Source organism: Luteimonas sp. Soil_C_16, assembly GCF_057657295.1.
The window spans coordinates 513126-530434 of sequence record NZ_JBDGIS010000001.1 but is presented as its reverse complement, the minus strand read 5'-3'; the positions used below and the strand labels follow the sequence as shown (position 1 = coordinate 530434).

The window sequence follows — 17309 nt, the reverse complement described above, 5'->3', positions numbered from 1 at the left end:
CGTCTAGTCGACGATGCCGTCGAGCGACTGCCGCAGCGCCATGAAATCACCCCAGGGGTGCGCCTTGAGGCGCTTGAGCCGGGCCGGCGCATTGCGCAGCGTCCAGGCGTCGCCGGACTTGAGCTTGCCCAACTCCTCCCAGCGCAACGGCATCGACACCGGTGCGCCAGCACGTGCGCGCAGCGAGAACGATGCGACGGCGGTCGCGCCGCGGCCATTGCGCAGGTAGTCGACGAAGATCTTCTGCTTGCGGAATTTCTTGGTCGCGGTGGCCACGTACTTGAGTGGGTCGAGTTCGGTCATGCCCTGCGCGAACGCATGCGCGAACGGCTTGACCACATCCCAGTCGCTGCCCGGATTCAGCGGCACCACCACGTGCAGCCCTTTGCCGCCGGTGGTGCGCACGAAGGATTCCAGCTTGAGCTGCTGCAGCAGCCCGCGCACTTGGCGCGCAGCGGCGACGATCTCCGCCCAGCTCACCCCGTCGCCCGGATCGAGATCGAACACGATGCGGTCGGCGGTCTCGGGCGCATCGACATGCGCGCCCCAGGGATGGAATTCCAGCGCGTTGAACTGCACCAGCTCCATGACCGCGGCGGCATCGTTGGCGACCAGATAGTCGCTGGCGCCGGCCTCGTCCTTGAGTCGCACCGTCTCGACCAACGTCATGCCGGCGGTGTGGTGCTTCTGGAAGAAGCAGGGACCGTCGATGCCGCCGGGGCAGCGGATCACCGACAGCGGACGCCCGGCGATCTCCGGCAGCAGCCACGGCATCGCCGCGGCGTAGTAGTCGGCGACATCGCGTTTGGTCAGCGCGTCGCCGGGGAACAGCACCTTGTCCGGGCTCGACAGGGTCGGCGGTGCGCGTTCGCTGTCGGTAATGCGTTTCGTACGCTTCTTCGCGGGCGCCTTTGCAGCGGCCTTCGGAACGGCCTTGATGGCCGGCTTGGCAGTCTTCCGTTTCGCCGGTGCTGTGGCGCTTGCCGATCGTTCGCTTCGCTTGGCCATGTCGTTCGCTCCGTCGCGATCGCTGTCGTGCAGATCGTCCACCGACTTGTCGGGCCGTACCGCCTTCAATGACGGCTGGCGCAGCAGGCCGTGGCCGCCGGTGCCGCGCGAGAACACCTCGACGACGAAGCGCGGCGCGAACCACTTCGCCGCGCGCAGGTCGGTGTCGTTCGGCGGCACGTACACGCTGGGTTCGCTGCGGCCGGCGCGGCCGATCCGCGGGGTGAGCTCGTCGAGCAGTGCGTCGCTGAAGCCCGAGCCCACGCGTCCGGCGTAACGCCAGCCGTGCTCGGCATCGGGCCGCGCGAGCAGCAGCGCGCCGAAGCCGCTACGGCTGCCCTTGGGCGGCGTGTAGCCGACGACCGCGTACTCGTCGCTGGCCAGTTCCTTGGTCTTGCGCCAGTCGTCGCCGCGTCCGGGCCGATAGCCGCGATCGCTGCGCTTGGAGATGATGCCTTCAAAGCCCGATTCCGACGCCAGTTCGATCGCGGTGTCGGCGTTGCCCTCGATGTGCGTGCTGAAGGCGAGATGCGCAGGCGGCGCGTCGCCGAGAATGCGCTGCAGCAGCGCCTTGCGTGCGAGCAGCGGAACCGCGCTGATGTCGACGCCGTCCACGTGCAGGAGGTCGAACAGCACCAGCGCCAGCGCGCCCTGACGCTCGCCCGACAGCGTACCCTGCAGCAGATTGAAATCCTCGCGGCTGCCGCGGCCGGCGATGAGTTCGCCATCGAGCGCCGCCGATTTCAGCCCGAGCCGTGACACTGCTTCGGTGATCTCCGGCACCTTGCCGGTCCACTCCAGCGCATTGCGCGACCACAGCTGCACCTGACCACGCGCGACGGTCGCCAGCAGCCGGTAGCCGTCCCACTTGAGTTCGTGCAACCAGGTCTCGCCAGCAGGCGCGGTGTCGCCGAGTTTCGCGAGTTGCGGCTCGAACGCGCCGCTCGGCACCGCACCGCGCTTCGCGCCGGGCAACTTGCGCGCCTCCGCGGCCCAGTCGTGGGCGCGCCGGGTCGGCACGTCGATTGCGGTCTTCTTGCGCTTGCGCGCCTTGCCGGTGCCGGCGCGCTTCGCATCTTCGGCCGGCGGCGCGGGCACGTCGGCGAGCAGGTCGTCGGCTTCCAGCGTGCCGGCGTAGTCGTCGCGGTCCTTGAACAGCAGCCACTGCGGCTGCTTCGCTTGCTTGCCCGAGCGCACGAGATGCCAGCGTCCCTTGAGCTTGCGACCGAAGAGTTCGAAACGCAGATGGCCTTTGGCCAAGCCGGCTTCGGCATCGCCATCGGCGGCCCACACGCCAGTATCGAACTGGGCGACGTGGCCGCCGCCGTAATGGCCTTTCGGGATCTCGCCTTCGAATCCGGCGTAGTCGAGCGGGTGGTCCTCGACCTCGATCGCCATGCGCTTCACGTCGGGGTCGTAGCTCGGTCCTTTCGGCACCGCCCAGCTCTTCAGCGCATCGCCGACCTGCAGACGGAAGTCGTAATGCCGCCGGCTGGCATGGTGCAGCTGCACGACGAAAATCGCGCGGCGTCCGTGTGGCGCGGGCTTGCCCGGTTCCGGTTCGCGCGTCGCGTCGAACTTGCGCTTGCGCCGGTACTCGGTCAGCGACATCTCACGAGGCCTTGCGCGTGGTCTTCTTCGCTGTCTTGGTTGCAGGCGTCTTGGCCGCCTTCTTCGTCGTCTTCTTCGCGGCCTTCTTGGTCGTGGACTTCTTCACCGGCACCTTGTCGGTGCTGCCGGCGGGTGTGCGCTTGTTGTCCTTGAGGCTCTTCTGCAGCAGGGCGACGAAGTCGACGACATTGGTCGCTGCGTCCTCGTGATGGGCCGGCGCGTCGACGACCTTGGTCTTCATGCCCTTGGCCTTGATGCGCTTCTTGATGATGTCCGACAGGCGCTCGCGGAATTCGTCGTGATAGGCGTCCGGCGCCCAGTCGGCGGCCATCGAATCGATCAGCTGTTTCGCCATCTGCACCTCCTTGTCGGCGATGCGGTAGCTCGACGCGCTGCCGGTGGGCAGCTTGTAGTCGGTCGGGTCCACGAGTTCCTGCGGATAGCGCAGCAGCATCAGCACCAGCGCATCGTCCTCGGGCATCACCGCGCACAGGTACTCGCGGGTGCGGATCACGACGCGGGCGATGCCGATCTTGCCGGTCTTCTTCAGCGTCTCGCGCAGCAGCACATAGCCCTTCTCGGCCTTCTTGCCCGGTACCAGGATGTAGGGCTTCTCGAAGAAGCGCGTGCCGATGCTGCCGGCGTCGACGAAGGCTTCGACGTCGACGGACTCGTGCGATTCCGGCGCGGCGGACGCGATGTCCTCCTTCTCGATGACGACATAGCTGCCCTTGTCGTACTCGAAGGCCTTGACGATGTCCTTCCACGGCACTTCCTCGCCGGTGTCGGCGTTGACGCGCTCGAAGCGGATCGGCTTCTTGTCGCGCGAATCGAGCATGCGGAAGCTGAGATCGGTCCGGCGTTCGCCCGACATCAGCGAAACCGGGATGTTGAGCAGGCCGAAGGACAGTGAGCCGGACCAGATGGGACGTGCCATGGAAGCCTCCGATGCACCGGCGCGGGGCGGCCGGCCGCATGAACTCCGGAAGCTCGCACCGCTGCCGTGCATCGCGCGTCAACCCGGGGCGCTGAAGCAGGCGTTCGGATTCACGCGCGCACGCAGGCCACGGGGCCACCGTGACCACATGCACACGCCTCCGACATCTCCGCACGAACCCGACGCCGACCGGCAGCACGTGGAAGAGACCCAGGACGAAGCGCTGGACGAGACTTTCCCGGCCAGCGATCCCGTCTCGCCCTTCATGCCGGCCCGCCGCCCAGCGCCACCGCCTGCGCCCGCGCCCGCGCCCACCGTGGACGACCTCGGCTGAGCGCGCTGCGGCTGTTCCTGCACGCCGCGCGCGGCGATACTGGACCCGCCTGCTGGCGTGCGTCCTATAATTGCCGGCTGTAATCGTTTACACGGGAACAATTGATGCGCCTGGATGACCGGCTCGAAGCGCTGCTCGCACGGATGACCCTCGAGGAGAAGATCGGCCAGCTCGGCATCTTCGCCGACATGCTGCGGCCGTTCGCGGCCGACGTGAATCCCGAGATGAACGAGCTGAACGCGGGCGAGCTGCGCGAGCAGATCCGCGCCGGGCGCGTGGGCGCAGTGTTCAACGGCGTGGGCGCGGTGCAGGGCCGTGAGTCGCAGCGCATCGCAGTCGAAGAGAGCCGGCTCGGCATTCCGCTGCTGATGGGCGCCGACGTGATCCACGGCATGCGCACCGTGTTTCCGATCCCGCTGGGCGAAGCCGCGAGCTTCGAGCCGGCGCTGGCCGAACGCACCGCGCGCGCCGCGGCAATCGAGGCGACCGCCTGTGGCCTGCACTGGACGTTCGCGCCGACGCTCGACATCGCCCGCGACCAGCGCTGGGGCCGCGTGGCCGAAGCCGCCGGCGAAGACGTCGTGCTCGGCAATGCGTTTTCGGCGGCGCGCGTGCGCGGCTTCCAGGGCGGCGATCTGACCGCACACGATTCGATGCTGGCCACGCCCAAGCACTTCGTCGGCTACGGCGCGGTCATGGGCGGCCTGGACTACAACAGCGTCGAGATCGCCGAAGGCACGCTGCGCGACGTGCACCTGCCGCCGTTCAAGGCGGCGCTGGATGCCGGCGCGCTGACGGTGATGAGCGCCTTCAACGACATCAACGGCGTGCCTGCGTCCGCCCACGACGGCCTGCTGACCGATCTGCTGCGCGGCGAATGGGGCTTCAAGGGCTTCGTGGTGTCCGACTACACCGCCGATTTCGAACTCGTCGCACACGGCTTCGCCGGCGACGACCGCGAGGCGACGAAGCTGTCGTTCACCGCCGGCGTCGACATGAGCATGCAGAGCGGGCTCTACGCCGCGCATCTGCCGGACCTCGTCGCCAGCGGCGAAGTCCCGATGGACGTGATCGACCAGGGCGTGCGCCGCGTGTTCGCGGTCAAGCAGGCGATCGGCCTGTTCGACAACCCCTACCGCTCGCTCGATCCCGAGGTCGAAGCCGCGCTCGATCCGAAAGCCCTGCACGGCGATCTCGCGCTCGACGCCGCGCGCCGTTCGATCGTGCTGCTGAAGAACGATGGCGATCTGCTGCCGCTGAAGAAGTCCGGCCAGAAGCTCGCGCTGATCGGCCCGTATGCGCGCGACCGCGACAACATCGAAGGCTGCTGGACGCTGTTCGGCGACAAGCGCCTGCACGTCAATCTCGAGGACGGCCTGCGCGCCGCGCTCGAGGACGGCGATGCGCTCGATGTCGTCGACGGCAGCGGCATGGAAGAGGCGATCGACGGTGGCATCGACGCCGCGGTCGAGGCCGCGCGCAATGCCGACGTCGTGCTGCTCGCGATCGGCGAACCGCAGGGTTTCAGCGGTGAAGCGCAGTCACGCACCCAGATCGTCATTCCCGCCGCGCAGCAGGCGCTGGCCGAGGCCGTCGCCGCGACCGGTACGCCGGTCGTCGTACTGCTGCGTCATGGCCGCGCGCTCGCGCTGCACGGCGCGGTGCACGACGCGCAGGCGATCCTGGCGACCTGGTTCCTCGGCACCGCGACCGGTCCTGCCGTTGCCGAAGTGCTGTTCGGCGACTACAACCCGTCCGCGCGTTTGCCAGTGAGCTTCCCGCGCGATTCGGGCCAGCAGCCGCTGTACTACAACCGCCAGCGCACCGGCCGCCCGGAACTGCCGACGATGTCGGAGTTCAAGAGCCGCTGGCGCGAGATGCCGCACAGCGCGCTGTATCCGTTCGGCCATGGCCTGTCGTACACGCGCTTCGTCTACGGTGATGTCGAACTGTCGACGGACGTGCTGGACTGGGACGGCACGCTGACCGTGTCGGTGACGCTGCGCAACGACGGCAGCCGCTTCGGCGAGGAAGTCGTGCAGCTCTACGTCCACGACCGCGTCGCCAGCCGCGTGCGCCCGATCCGCGAACTCAAGGGTTTCCGCAAGGTCGCACTGGCGCCGGGCGAGCACACCACGGTGTCGTTCACCCTGCATCGCGACCAGCTCGCCTTCACCACGCGCAGCGGCGCATTCGCTGCCGAGCCGGGGCTGTTCGACGTGTGGATCGCGCCCGATTCGGAAGCCGGCACGGCCGCGCAGTTCACCCTGCTCAAGGCCTGAGGCGATTGCGCCCGACATCGTGAGCGACCGCGCACCGCTGCTGTTGCTGCCGGGACTGCTGTGCACGGCCCGCTTGTGGCAGGCGCAGATCGACGCGCTCGACGATGTCGCCGAGTCGCACGTCGTCGATCTCACGCGGACGACAGCGTCGGCGCGATGGCCGAACGCGCCCTCGCCGATGCGCCCCCGCGCTTCGCGCTCGCCGCGCTGTCGATGGGCGGCTACGTCGCCTTCGAAATCCTGCGCTGTGCGCCGGAGCGCGTGACGCGTCTGGCCTTGATCGCAACCAGCGCGCGTCCCGATTCACCGGAACGCGCCGCCCAACGCCGCCGCGGCATCGACGCGATCGGCCGCGGCCGCTTCGTCGGCGTGACCCGCCAGTTGCTGCCGAGCCTGGTGCATCCATCGCACGTCGATGGGCCGATCGGCGGGATCGTGCAGTCGATGGCGCGCGAGGTTGGCGCCGACGGCTATCTGCGGCAGCAGGCGGCGATTCTGGGTCGTCCGGATTCCGAGCCGCTGCTCGCGCGTATCGAGGTGCCGACGTTGATCGTCGTCGGTGAGGACGATCGGCTGACGCCGCCGGTCGAGGCGGAGGCGATGCACGCGGGGATCGCGGGGTCGATGTTGCATCGGTTGGAGGTGTGCGGGCATTTGCCGCCGCTTGAGCGGGCAGGTGAGACATCAGACTTGATGCGGAACTGGCTAGCCGCTCCCTGATCTTGTTGCCGCTCGAGGAGTGCGCGCTCTGTACTTGCGACCAGTCCAATCGCCACTTGTTTCTGCTCTTGCCGTCGATGTTCTGTAGCTCAAAAGCCACTTTGCATTTGCATACCCGGAGGGCGCCGCCCACGGATGGGCGGCGTTTTCCGACCGAGGCAGGATGCCGAGTCGGAAAATCCCGGTGGACTACAAACCGCGGGCTGCAGACTTGTCGGGGGAGACGTTTTTCTTTGGTTCCGTTTCTTTTGGCGTCAACCAAAAGAAATGAACTCGGCCGCGTCAGCGGACGAAAGCGGTTGACGTTGCTATTCCGCTTCGCTCTCTCATGGCGAAAAGCAAAATCAAACGCTTCCACTCACCTTGCGGCGAGCGGGTTCATTTCTTTTGCTGGCCCAAAAGAAACAGAACCAAAGAAAAGGGCCAGCCCCGACGAAGCTCACCCGGCGTGTCATCCGTTCCGAGATTTTTCGACTCGCCATCCTGGCTCGGTCGAAAAACGACGGGCATCCATGCCCGTCGCCCTCCGGGTCTGCGTTTAAGCCCGGAGCGTCCTGAAGATCGAGATCAACAGCAACAGCAACAGCAACAACGGCAAGCAAAGACCGAGCTACCGCTCCGAATGCCCTGCATCCTCATGATCCCGCCGCACGAACAGATCCGGCTGGATCAGTTCGATGAAGGCGCGCGCCTGCGGTGACAGCACTTTGCCCTTGCGCACGACGACACCGTAGGAGCGCGCCGGAAACCACGCCGACACCGGTCGCGTCGCCAGGCGCGCGCTGTCGCTGTCGTCGAGGCAGATCGAGCTGACGATCGAGATGCCCATGCCCATCGCCACGTATTGCTTGATGACCTCCCAGCCGCCGACTTCCAGCGCCACGGTGTAGGGCACGCGGGCCTGCTGGAAGACCTGGTCGACGAGGCGGTAGGTGATCTGGCGTTTCGGCGGAAGGATCAGGCCGTAGCGGCCGATTTCCTCCAGCGTGAGCGTCTTCGCGCGGGCGAGGGCGTGGTCGGGCGGGGTCAGCAGGATCGGGTCGAAGCGGTAGACCGGCGCGTAGCTGAGATCGCCGGGCACGTCCACCATCGAGCCGACCACGAGGTCGACGGCGTCGCTGCGCAGCAGGTCGGTGCCGTCAGCGGTGATCGCGTCCTGCAGGGTCAGGCGCACGTCCGGGTGCTGGCGGCGGAACAGATCGACGATGCGCGGCAGCAGATAGAGGATCGTCGAGCTGTTGGCCGCGACCGTCAGTTCGCCGGCGTCGAGCCCGCCGACTTCGCGCCGGAACGCCGCAGGCAAACCGTCGAGTCCCTCGACCAAGGGCATCGCCAGCGCATAGAGCGCCTCGCCCTCGCGCGTGGGCACCAGCCGTCGACCGCTGCGCTCCAGCAGTTTGACCCCGAGCTCGCGTTCCAGCGCCTGCAGCTGCAGCGAGATCGCGGGCTGGCTGACGTAAAGCGCCTCCGCGGCGCGTGAGACCGAACCCAAACGCGTGGTCTGGCAGAACGCCCGCAGCGGTTTGAGCCGGTCGCTCTTGTACGGAAATCTGAGCTCTGACGGGGACTTGGCGGTCATCGGGGTGCTCATATAAGCGCAGCTGATGATAGGCATTGACAGAACTCGGTTGTCAAATAATCGGCATGGGAGGACGGTCTGCTGCACCGCAATACCGCCGCTGCACGCGAAAGGACCGCTCCCGTGAATGCCGTCATCAAGCCCGCGCCGCCCATCGAAGATCCGCCCATCACCGTGCCTGCCGCCACCCAGGCCGACCTGCTGGACGCAGCCGCCCTCGCATTCCTGACCGATCTGCACGACCGGTTCGATACCCGACGGCTGTCGCTGCTGGCCGAACGCCGGAACCGCCAGGCCGCCTTCGATGCCGGCGCGCTGCCGGACTTCCGCACAGCGACGCGCAGCATCCGCGAGTCCGAGTGGCGGGTCGCGCCACTGCCGGCCGCGCTGCGCGACCGCCGGGTCGAGATCACGGGCCCGGTCGATCCGAAGATGGTCATCAACGCGCTGAACTCGGGCGCGAACTGCTACATGGCCGACTTCGAGGATTCGACGTCGCCGACCTGGGACAACCTTCTGACCGGCCAGCGCGCGCTGCGCGAGGCGATCGCCGGCACGCTGGCGTTCACCTCGCCCGCCGGCAAGCGCTATGCGCTCAAGCCCGAGGACCAGCGCGCCGTGCTGATCGTGCGGCCGCGTGGCTGGCATCTCGACGAGAAGCACCTGCGCATCGACGGCGCGCCGATGTCGGGCGCGCTGTTCGATGCCGGCCTGTTCGCGTTCCACAACGCGCACGCGCTGGCGGCGAAGGACCGCGGCCCGTACTTCTACATTCCCAAGCTGCAGTCGATGGAAGAGGCGCAGCTGTGGGACGACGTGCTGGCCCACGTCGAGCGCACGCTGGGGCTGCCGGCCGGGCAGATCCGCGCGACCGTGCTGATCGAAACCCTGCCGGCCGTTTTCGAGATGGACGAGATCCTGCACGCACTCAAGGACCGCATCGCCGGTCTCAACTGCGGCCGCTGGGACTACATCTTTTCCTACCTCAAGACCTTCCGCCGCCACCGCGACCGCGTGCTGCCCGAGCGCGCGCAGGTCACGATGACGCAGCCTTTCCTGAAGGCGTACTCGGAACTGCTGGTACAGACCTGTCACCGCCGCGGCGCGCATGCGATGGGCGGCATGGCGGCGCAGATTCCGATCGCCGGCGACGCCGCCGCGAACGATGCGGCGATGGCGCGCGTGCGCGCCGACAAGCTGCGCGAAGTCACGGCCGGGCACGACGGCACCTGGGTCGCGCATCCGGCACTGATCCCACTGGCGAAACAGATCTTCGACGAGCGCATGCGCGGCCCGCACCAGCACGCGATGACGCGCGACGACGTGCTGGTGGACCGCGACGATCTGATCGCACCGTCGATCGGCACGATCAGCCGCGCCGGATTCGACGGCAACGTCGAGGTCTGCGTGCGCTACATCGCCGCCTGGCTCGACGGCAACGGCTGCGTGCCGATCCACCACATGATGGAAGACGCCGCGACGGCCGAAATCGCGCGCGCGCAACTCTGGCAGTGGATCCACTACGCCGACGACGGCCATGCGCCGCTGCATCTCGACGACGGCACCGCGATCGACGAGGCCCTGCTCGACCGCGTGCTGCTGTCACTGCCGTCGAAGCTCGCCGGTCAGGACATCCCGGGCGCGGCGCGCGTGCCCGAAGCCATCGCGCTGCTGGAAGACCTGACGCATCGCGAGACGCTTGAGGACTTCCTCACGCTGCCGGCGTACGCGCGCCTCGATTGACCCATTGCTGTGGGAGCGGCCTTGTCCGCGATGCCATCCAATCACGGCCGAGGCCGCGCCCACACATCCCGATCCCACATCCGCCTTCGTAGGAGATCCGCCATGACCACCCGCCAGCAACAGATCGACGCCCTGCAACAGGACTGGAGCACCAACCCGCGCTGGACCGGCATCCAGCGGCCATATTCCGCCGCCGACGTCGTGCGCCTGCGCGGCAGCGTGCAGCCCGAGCACACGCTGGCCAAGCGCGGCGCCGAGAAACTGTGGGCGCTGGTCAACGGCGACGCGAAGAAGGGCTACGTCAACGCCTTCGGCGCGATCAGCGCAGGCCAGGCGATGCAGCAGGCCAAGGCCGGTCTGGAAGCGGTGTACCTCTCGGGCTGGCAGGTCGCCGCCGACGGCAACAGTTCCGAGACCATGTATCCCGACCAGTCGCTGTACGCCTACGACTCGGTGCCGACGATGGTGCGCCGCATCAACAACACCTTCCAGCGCGCCGACGAGATCCAGTGGAAGAACATCGCCGATGGCAAGCTCGACGAGCGTGATGCGATCGATTTCTTCCTGCCGATCGTCGCCGACGGCGAGGCCGGTTTCGGCGGCGTGCTCAATGCCTACGAACTGATGAAGAACATGCTGGTCGCTGGCGCGTCGGGCGTGCATTTCGAGGACCAGCTGGCCGCGGTCAAGAAGTGCGGCCACATGGGCGGCAAGGTGCTGGTGCCCACGCAGGAGGCCGTGCAGAAACTGGTCGCCGCGCGTCTGGCCGCCGACGTGCTCGGCGTGCCCGCGATCGTGCTGGCGCGTACCGACGCCGAAGCCGCGAACCTGCTGACCTCCGACTTCGATGCCAACGATGCGCCCTTCGTCACCGGCGAGCGCACGTCCGAAGGCTTCTACAAGGTGCGCAACGGCCTGGAGCAGGCGATCAGCCGCGGCGTGGCCTACGCGCCGTATGCGGATCTGGTCTGGTGCGAGACCGGCACGCCCGACATCGGCTTCGCCCGCGAATTCGCCCAGGCCGTGCACGCGAAGCACCCCGGCAAGCTGCTCAGCTACAACTGCTCGCCGAGCTTCAACTGGAAGAAGAACCTCGACGACCGCCAGATCGCGAGCTTCCAGGAAGACCTGGCGGCGCTGGGCTACAGGTTCCAGTTCATCACCCTGGCGGGCATCCACATCAACTGGTTCAACAGCTTCCAGTTCGCCCACGACTACGCCCGCGGCGAAGGCATGAAGCACTACGTCGAGCAGGTGCAGGAACGCGAATTCGCCGCGCGCGACAAGGGCTACACCTTCGTCTCGCACCAGCAGGAAGTCGGTGCCGGCTACTTCGACGACGTGACCACCGTGATCCAGGGCGGCGTGTCGAGCGTCACCGCGCTGACCGGCTCGACCGAAGAGGAGCAGTTCTACGAGACGAAGGCGGCCTGAGGGGACGACTTCGACGCTGGGACCCGGGATGCTGCTGGAGTATGTAACCGCGTCCGCTGAATAGCCGAATCACCAAAGAACGCCAAACTCCGACAATTGCAACGCCTTGCGATTCTCGTACTCTGCAAGGCTGGACAACACATTGATGCAGGAGCAGACCATGCGGATGACACACGTGATTCTTCTTTCGATCGCATTCGCGGGCATCGCGGCGGCGGGTACGACAGTGCGTGCATCGGACGTCCCGAAGGCCGCTCCAGTCGACGCTGTAAGCGATCCGGCAACGCCCCAACCGGAAGCGGCTGTGGCGCAGGACGACCGCACGGTCTGCACGCGCGAGCGCGCCATCGGCAGCAATCGCGTGCAGAAGGTGTGTCGCAAGGCCTCGGAGATGGCGACGCTGCGCGGCGATACGCAGGATGCGATCCGCAACAACACGCGGCCGATGGGCCAGTTCTTCGAAAAGAACTGACCCGGTCCCACGCACCGGGCGCCGGCGCTGATCACGCGCCAGCGCCCGGTGCGTTTTTACTTGCGCACTTCCTGGGTATGCGTTTTCAGCGCATCCGCCAGACCCGGCACGCCGTCGGCGCCGGTCGGCACGGTGATGCTCGAGCCCTTGAACTCCTCGCCGATCGGCTGTGAACGTCCGCCCAGGCAGGTTTCGAGGAAGCCTTCGGCGACCGCGTTGAACGCTTTGTTGTTCTCGGGCCGTGCGAAGCCGTGGCCCTCGTCGGGGAACAGCACGTAGGTGACCGGGATGTTCTTGGCGGTCATCGCCTCGACGATCTGGTCGCTCTCGGCCTGCTTCACGCGCGGGTCGTTGGCACCCTGGCCGATCAGCAGCGGTTTGGTGATCGCGTCGGCGCGGCTCAGCGGTGAGCGCTCGGTCAACCAGGCCTTGCCTTCCTCGGTACGCGGATCGCCCATGCGCCGGGTCAGCTGCTCGAAGAAGCTCGCCCAGTACGGCGGCACCGTCGACAGCAGCGTGTTGAGGTTGGCCGGGCCGACGATGTCGACACCGCAGGCGAAGGTCTCCGGCGTGAACGTCAGGCCGACCAGCGTGGCGTAACCGCCGTAGCTGCCGCCCATGATCGCGACCTTGTCGGACGTGGTGACGCCGCTGTCGACCGCCCACTGCACGGCGTCGATCAGATCGTCGTGCATCTTCGCCGCCCACTCGCCGTTGCCGGCGTTGGTGAACGCCTTGCCGAAGCCGGTCGAGCCGCGGAAGTTGACGCTCAGCACCGCGTAGCCGCGATTCGCCAGCCACTGGTCCATCGAACTGTAGCCATAGCCGTCGCGCGCCCATGGGCCGCCGTGCACCAGCAGCACCATCGGCACCGGCGCATCGGCCTTGCCGTCGTTGTCGGCGTCGGCGTGCTTGGGCAGGGTGAGATAGCTGACGAGGGTCAGGCCGTCACGCGACTTCAGTTCCAGCGGCCACATCGGCACCAGCGGCTTGCCGTCGAGCGCGGGGCGGCCGGAGAACAGCTCGGTCAGCGTGCCTTCCGCGCCGGCCTCGCCGCGATCATATCGGTAGTACTTCACCGGCGATTCGGCGGCCGAGTAGGCGACCAGCCAGTGCTTGTCATCCAGCGTGCGGCTGTTGATCGAGACTTCGCCCGGACCGATCGCGTCGAGCTTGGCGAGATCGGCCTTGATCGAAGCGTCGAGCGTGGTCCACTCCTCGCGCAGATAGTTCACCGACACCGCCTGCAGCACGCCGGTGCGCGGATCGGTCAGGCTGCCGCCGACATCGGCGCGCGGATCCTGGTGGACGAGCGTCTTCTCGCCGCTGGTCGTGTCGATCGCGTACAGCGCGGCGGTGTTGCGTTCGCGCGAGTCGGACATGTACAGCGTCCTGCCGTCCTCGGTGAGGCCGGCAGGCGCGGTGGTCAGCACGTCCTCGAACGGGATGTCGTCCTGCACCTCCCAGGCATCGCCGTTGCGACGCAGGACGTCCATGCCGCCGTCGGGCCGGCTGCGTGAGGCGAAGCGCAGCGCGTAATCGGCATCGGCGATGTAGCCGGCGATCTGGTCGGTGTTCTGCTCGACCAGCGTGCGCGCGCCGCTGGCGAGATCGACCTTGTAGAGATCGTGCCACTGCGCATCACGATCGTTCATGCCGACCAGCAACGTATCGGGCTGGCGGTGACTCACGCCCACGACCTGCGCGGTGGTCTTCGGGAACGGCGTCAGGTCGCGCGCCTGCGCGCTGTTCACATCGACCGCGAAGAGATGGAAGTCTTCGTCGCCGCCGGTGTCGCGCAGATACAGCAGCGTGCCCGGCTTGTAGGTCCAGAAGTAGCTGCGGATGCCGCGCGCGGTGTCCTGGGTGACCGCTTTCGCCGCGCCCGGATCATCGGCCGGCGCGACCCAGACATTCATCGTGCCGTCGACGGGTGCGATCCAGCTCAGATACTGGCCGTCGGGGCTCAGCTGCACGCCGGCGCGTTCGGGATTGCCGAACAACGCGTCGCGCGGAATGAGTTCGACATCGGCCAGCGTCGTCGGCGCCGCGGCGGCGGGCGCCTGCGCGGCAGGGTCGGCGGGTTCGTTACGACCGCCACAGGCGGCCAGCGCGACGGCGATGCCGGTCGCGAGCAGGAGTTGACGCATCAGATTCCCCGGGTGAGTGGTGCCGCGTGACGCTAGCGCGACGCTCTGCGCGGCGTGTTGGAAACCCGTTAAAAGCGCGGCGTGACCGATGGCAGGGTGGCACTGGACGCGACCAAACGAGGCGCCTACATTTCGGGACTCAACGGGGATCCAAGGACAACCGAGATGAAAGGACTTCTGGCGATATTGGCGGCCAGCGTGCTCTGCATTGCGGGTGCGGCGGCAGCGAACGATCATCCCAATCTGGATGCGGGTGCCATCCGCACACAGCAGCAGGAGATCCGCATTGCGATCGAGGCGGGCCGAGGTGCGTACAAGGATCTGCCTGACGCCAAGAAACGCGACTTGTTGGACAAGCAGGATCGCGTGTTGTCATTGATCGGCGACAGGGCGCGGACCACCGAACTCAACGAACACCAGCAGATCGAGCTGTTCAATCATCTCGAAGCGATTCAAGCCATCATCAGTGCAGCTGAAGAGGACCGTATGATCTGCCGTCGCGAGCGTCCGACTGGCACCAACCGTCCGCAGACGATCTGCAAGACGGTTGCACAGCGGCGGGCCGAGCGGGAATCCATCGAGCGCGATATCGGCCGACGCACTCTGGAATGTTCCGAGGCCACCATGGGGCCGGGGGGTTGCAGAAACTGATCAGCAGCCAGCGCCTGCGCCTCGATAGCCCAAAGCCTCGGTGAGATGCGCCGTGGCAATGGCCTCGCTGCCGTCGAGGTCGGCGATCGTCCGTGCGACGCGCAGGATGCGGTGCATCGAGCGGGCCGAGAGATGCAGGGCTTCGATCGCGCGCTCGAGCAGGGCCTGGTCCTTCGAGGCGAGCCGGCAGCCGCGCATGGTCGCGCTCTGGTCGAGCTGGGCGTTGAGCGTGCCGGCACGCGCGAGTTGCCGATCGCGTGCCGACGCGACACGCGCGGCCACGTCGGCGCTGGGCTCGCCGCCCGGCGCATCTGGGCGCAGGGCCGCGGGTGGCAGGCGTGGCACGTCGACGTGCAGGTCGATGCGGTCCAGCAGCGGTCCGGAGATGCGTGCACGGTAGCGGGTGATGACGTCGCTGCTGCACCGGCACCGGCTGGAGACGTCGCCGGCCCAGCCGCAGGGACACGGGTTCATCGCCGCGACCAGCTGGAAGCGCGCCGGGAATTCGCTCTGGCGCGCGGCGCGCGAGATCGTGACGACGCCCGATTCGAGCGGCTCACGCAGCACTTCCAGCGCATGCCGCTGCCATTCCGGTAATTCGTCGAGGAACAGCACCCCGTTGTGCGCCAGCGAAATCTCACCGGGCCGCGGCTCGGCGCCGCCACCGACGAGCGCCACGGCGCTGGCCGTGTGATGCGGATTGCGGAACGGGCGCGTTCGCCAGGCGCTCGGGTCCAGTCCGCGCCCACTGACCGACAGCACCGCTGCGGTTTCCAGTGCTTCGGCTTCGCTTGCAGGCGGCAGCAGGCCGGGCAGGCGCGAGGCCAGCAGTGTCTTGCCGCATCCCGGCGGCCCGACTAGAAGAAGGTGATGGCCACCGGCCGCTGCGATCTCCAGCGCGCGCCGAGCCTGCGCCTGTCCGCGCACATCGCGCAGATCGATCGTCGGCACGTCCCGCGGCGGCGGCGGGACGGCCTGCGGCAGCGATTTCTGGCCGCCGAGCATCGCGCAGACTTCGAGCAGCGTGCGCGCAGTGTGCACGGCGACATCGGAGGCGAGTGCGGCTTCGGCGCCGTTCGCCGTCGGTACCAGCAGCGAACGGCCGGTGCCGGCCACCGCGAGTGCGGCCGGCAACGCGCCATCGATCGCGCGCAGTTCGCCGGTCAAGCCGAGTTCGCCGACGAATTCCCAGTCGCGCAGCGCGTCGGCGGGAATCTGTCCGCTCGCGGCGAGGATGCCCAGCGCGATCGGCAGGTCGAAGCGGCCGCCACCTTTTGGCAGGTCGGCGGGCGCGAGATTGACGGTGATGCGGCGCGCGGGAAATTCGTACTGCGCGCACTGGATCGCGGCGCGGACCCGGTCCTTGGCTTCGCGTACCGCCGCTTCCGGCAACCCGACGATCGACATCGACGGCAGTCCGCCGCCGAGATGCACTTCGACCTTGACCTCTGGGGCGCGGATGCCTGCGCGCGCACGTCCGTGCACGAGCGCAAGTCCCATGGTGTGTCCTCTAGTGGGCGGTGTTGCTCGCGTTACCGGTCGACGCGGCGCTTGCCGGCGACGACTGGGCCTCGATCTGACGCACCTGCGCTTCCAGTGCCTCGAGCTTCTCGCGCGTGCGCAGCAGCACCGCGCGCTGGACTTCGAATTCCTCGCGGGTCACCAGATCCAGCTTGGTCAGGCCCGACTGCAGCACGGCCTTGAAGTTTTCCTGGATCTCTTCGCGGCTCTCGCGCAGCCCCGGCGGCACCAGGCTGCTGAGGCGGCGGGCGAGTTCGTCGACGGAGTTCAGATCGATCATCACGGTGTCCTTGATTGCATGGCCAGACTCGCCCGGCGGGTACGTGCATGCCGTCGGCAGCGGCCCTGGGGCGCGGTAGGAGAATCCCGGCGCCTGGCGGGGCGGCACTACAGCATGCGGGTGGGGCCGCGACAAGCCGCGGTTGCCCTGATCGTGTGGGGCGCCGCGTGAGCGTGGCGTATCCTGTCCCCGAATCCACACCGGGGAGGCCCATGCGATGAAAATGGTCATGGCCATCATCAAGCCGTTCAAGCTCGACGACGTGCGCGAAGCGCTCGCCGACGTCGGGGTCAACGGCATCACCGTCACCGAAGTGAAAGGCTTCGGCCGCCAGAAAGGCCACACCGAGCTCTATCGCGGCGCCGAGTACGTCGTCGATTTCCTGCCGAAGGTAAAGCTCGAGATCGTGATCACCGACGACATCGTCGACAACGTCGTCGAGGCGATCCTCAAGTCCGCCGGCATGGGCAAGATCGGCGACGGCAAGATCTTCGTCTACGACCTGGAACGCGCGGTGCGCATCCGCACCGGAGAGCTGGATTCCGACGCGATCTGAGCTTGCGCTGCGCCGCAACGCACGAGGCCCC

General features: G+C 67.5%; 14 protein-coding genes. 8 read left to right on the top strand and 6 right to left on the bottom strand.

Features of this window, described 5'->3' with window-relative positions:
• Positions 1 to 3: 3 nt before the first annotated feature.
• Both ligD and ku read right to left on the bottom strand, forming a co-directional pair.
• Entirely contained in the window at positions 4 to 2619 is a 2616-nt protein-coding gene (gene ligD, locus AC3A5T_RS02340) for a DNA ligase D (protein ID WP_487627185.1), read from the bottom strand.
• 1 nt (position 2620) lies between these two features.
• The gene (gene ku, locus AC3A5T_RS02335) at positions 2621 to 3556 is read right to left on the bottom strand and encodes a non-homologous end joining protein Ku (protein WP_487627184.1); all 936 of its coding nucleotides are present in this window, start codon (positions 3554 to 3556) and stop codon (positions 2621 to 2623) included.
• 148 nt (positions 3557 to 3704) lie between these two features.
• On the opposite strand from ku, the gene AC3A5T_RS02330 reads away from it, so the two are divergent.
• The 3 genes from AC3A5T_RS02330 to AC3A5T_RS02320 all read left to right on the top strand — a co-directional run bounded on the left by AC3A5T_RS02330 (position 3705) and on the right by AC3A5T_RS02320 (position 6892).
• A complete protein-coding gene (locus AC3A5T_RS02330; RefSeq protein ID WP_487627183.1) occupies positions 3705 to 3890 on the top strand; it encodes a hypothetical protein in 186 nt (61 codons plus the stop codon).
• 104 nt (positions 3891 to 3994) lie between these two features.
• Positions 3995 to 6172 (top strand): glycoside hydrolase family 3 N-terminal domain-containing protein, encoded by a 2178-nt coding sequence (locus tag AC3A5T_RS02325; RefSeq protein ID WP_487627182.1) that lies wholly within the window; start codon positions 3995 to 3997, stop codon positions 6170 to 6172.
• A gap of 156 nt (positions 6173 to 6328) precedes the next feature.
• Positions 6329 to 6892: an alpha/beta fold hydrolase gene (locus AC3A5T_RS02320; RefSeq protein WP_487627181.1), complete on the top strand. Its 564-nt coding sequence runs from the start codon at positions 6329 to 6331 to the stop codon at positions 6890 to 6892.
• A gap of 610 nt (positions 6893 to 7502) precedes the next feature.
• Here the strand turns inward: AC3A5T_RS02320 and AC3A5T_RS02315 are convergent.
• The gene (locus AC3A5T_RS02315) at positions 7503 to 8471 is read right to left on the bottom strand and encodes a LysR family transcriptional regulator (protein WP_487627180.1); all 969 of its coding nucleotides are present in this window, start codon (positions 8469 to 8471) and stop codon (positions 7503 to 7505) included.
• Between the two features lie 123 nt (positions 8472 to 8594).
• On the opposite strand from AC3A5T_RS02315, the gene aceB reads away from it, so the two are divergent.
• The 3 genes from aceB to AC3A5T_RS02300 all read left to right on the top strand — a co-directional run bounded on the left by aceB (position 8595) and on the right by AC3A5T_RS02300 (position 12120).
• Positions 8595 to 10214, top strand: coding sequence for a malate synthase A (gene aceB, locus AC3A5T_RS02310; protein ID WP_487627179.1), 1620 nt, complete (start codon positions 8595 to 8597; stop codon positions 10212 to 10214).
• 102 nt (positions 10215 to 10316) lie between these two features.
• Positions 10317 to 11648 (top strand): isocitrate lyase, encoded by a 1332-nt coding sequence (aceA, locus tag AC3A5T_RS02305; protein ID WP_487627178.1) that lies wholly within the window; start codon positions 10317 to 10319, stop codon positions 11646 to 11648.
• 160 nt (positions 11649 to 11808) lie between these two features.
• Positions 11809 to 12120 carry a hypothetical protein gene (locus AC3A5T_RS02300; RefSeq protein ID WP_487627177.1) on the top strand — a complete coding sequence of 104 codons (312 nt, stop codon included), beginning with the start codon at positions 11809 to 11811 and terminating at the stop codon, positions 12118 to 12120.
• Positions 12121 to 12176: 56 nt separating this feature from the next.
• Here AC3A5T_RS02300 and AC3A5T_RS02295 read toward each other — a convergent pair whose 3' ends face one another.
• The gene (locus tag AC3A5T_RS02295) at positions 12177 to 14270 is read right to left on the bottom strand and encodes a S9 family peptidase (protein WP_487627176.1); all 2094 of its coding nucleotides are present in this window, start codon (positions 14268 to 14270) and stop codon (positions 12177 to 12179) included.
• Positions 14271 to 14435: 165 nt separating this feature from the next.
• Here AC3A5T_RS02295 and AC3A5T_RS02290 point away from each other — a divergent pair, with 165 nt between their 5' ends.
• Positions 14436 to 14921 carry a hypothetical protein gene (locus AC3A5T_RS02290; protein WP_487627175.1) on the top strand — a complete coding sequence of 162 codons (486 nt, stop codon included), beginning with the start codon at positions 14436 to 14438 and terminating at the stop codon, positions 14919 to 14921.
• On the opposite strand, the gene AC3A5T_RS02285 is transcribed toward AC3A5T_RS02290, so the two are convergent.
• Positions 14922 to 16421, bottom strand: coding sequence for a YifB family Mg chelatase-like AAA ATPase (locus tag AC3A5T_RS02285; protein ID WP_487627174.1), 1500 nt, complete (start codon positions 16419 to 16421; stop codon positions 14922 to 14924). It abuts the gene before it with no gap.
• A gap of 10 nt (positions 16422 to 16431) precedes the next feature.
• Positions 16432 to 16722 carry a ubiquinone biosynthesis accessory factor UbiK gene (ubiK, locus tag AC3A5T_RS02280; protein WP_332078869.1) on the bottom strand — a complete coding sequence of 97 codons (291 nt, stop codon included), beginning with the start codon at positions 16720 to 16722 and terminating at the stop codon, positions 16432 to 16434.
• Between the two features lie 217 nt (positions 16723 to 16939).
• On the opposite strand from ubiK, the gene AC3A5T_RS02275 reads away from it, so the two are divergent.
• On the top strand, positions 16940 to 17278 hold the full coding sequence (locus AC3A5T_RS02275; RefSeq protein ID WP_232136472.1) for a P-II family nitrogen regulator: 339 nt from the start codon (positions 16940 to 16942) through the stop codon (positions 17276 to 17278).
• Positions 17279 to 17309 lie beyond the last annotated feature (31 nt).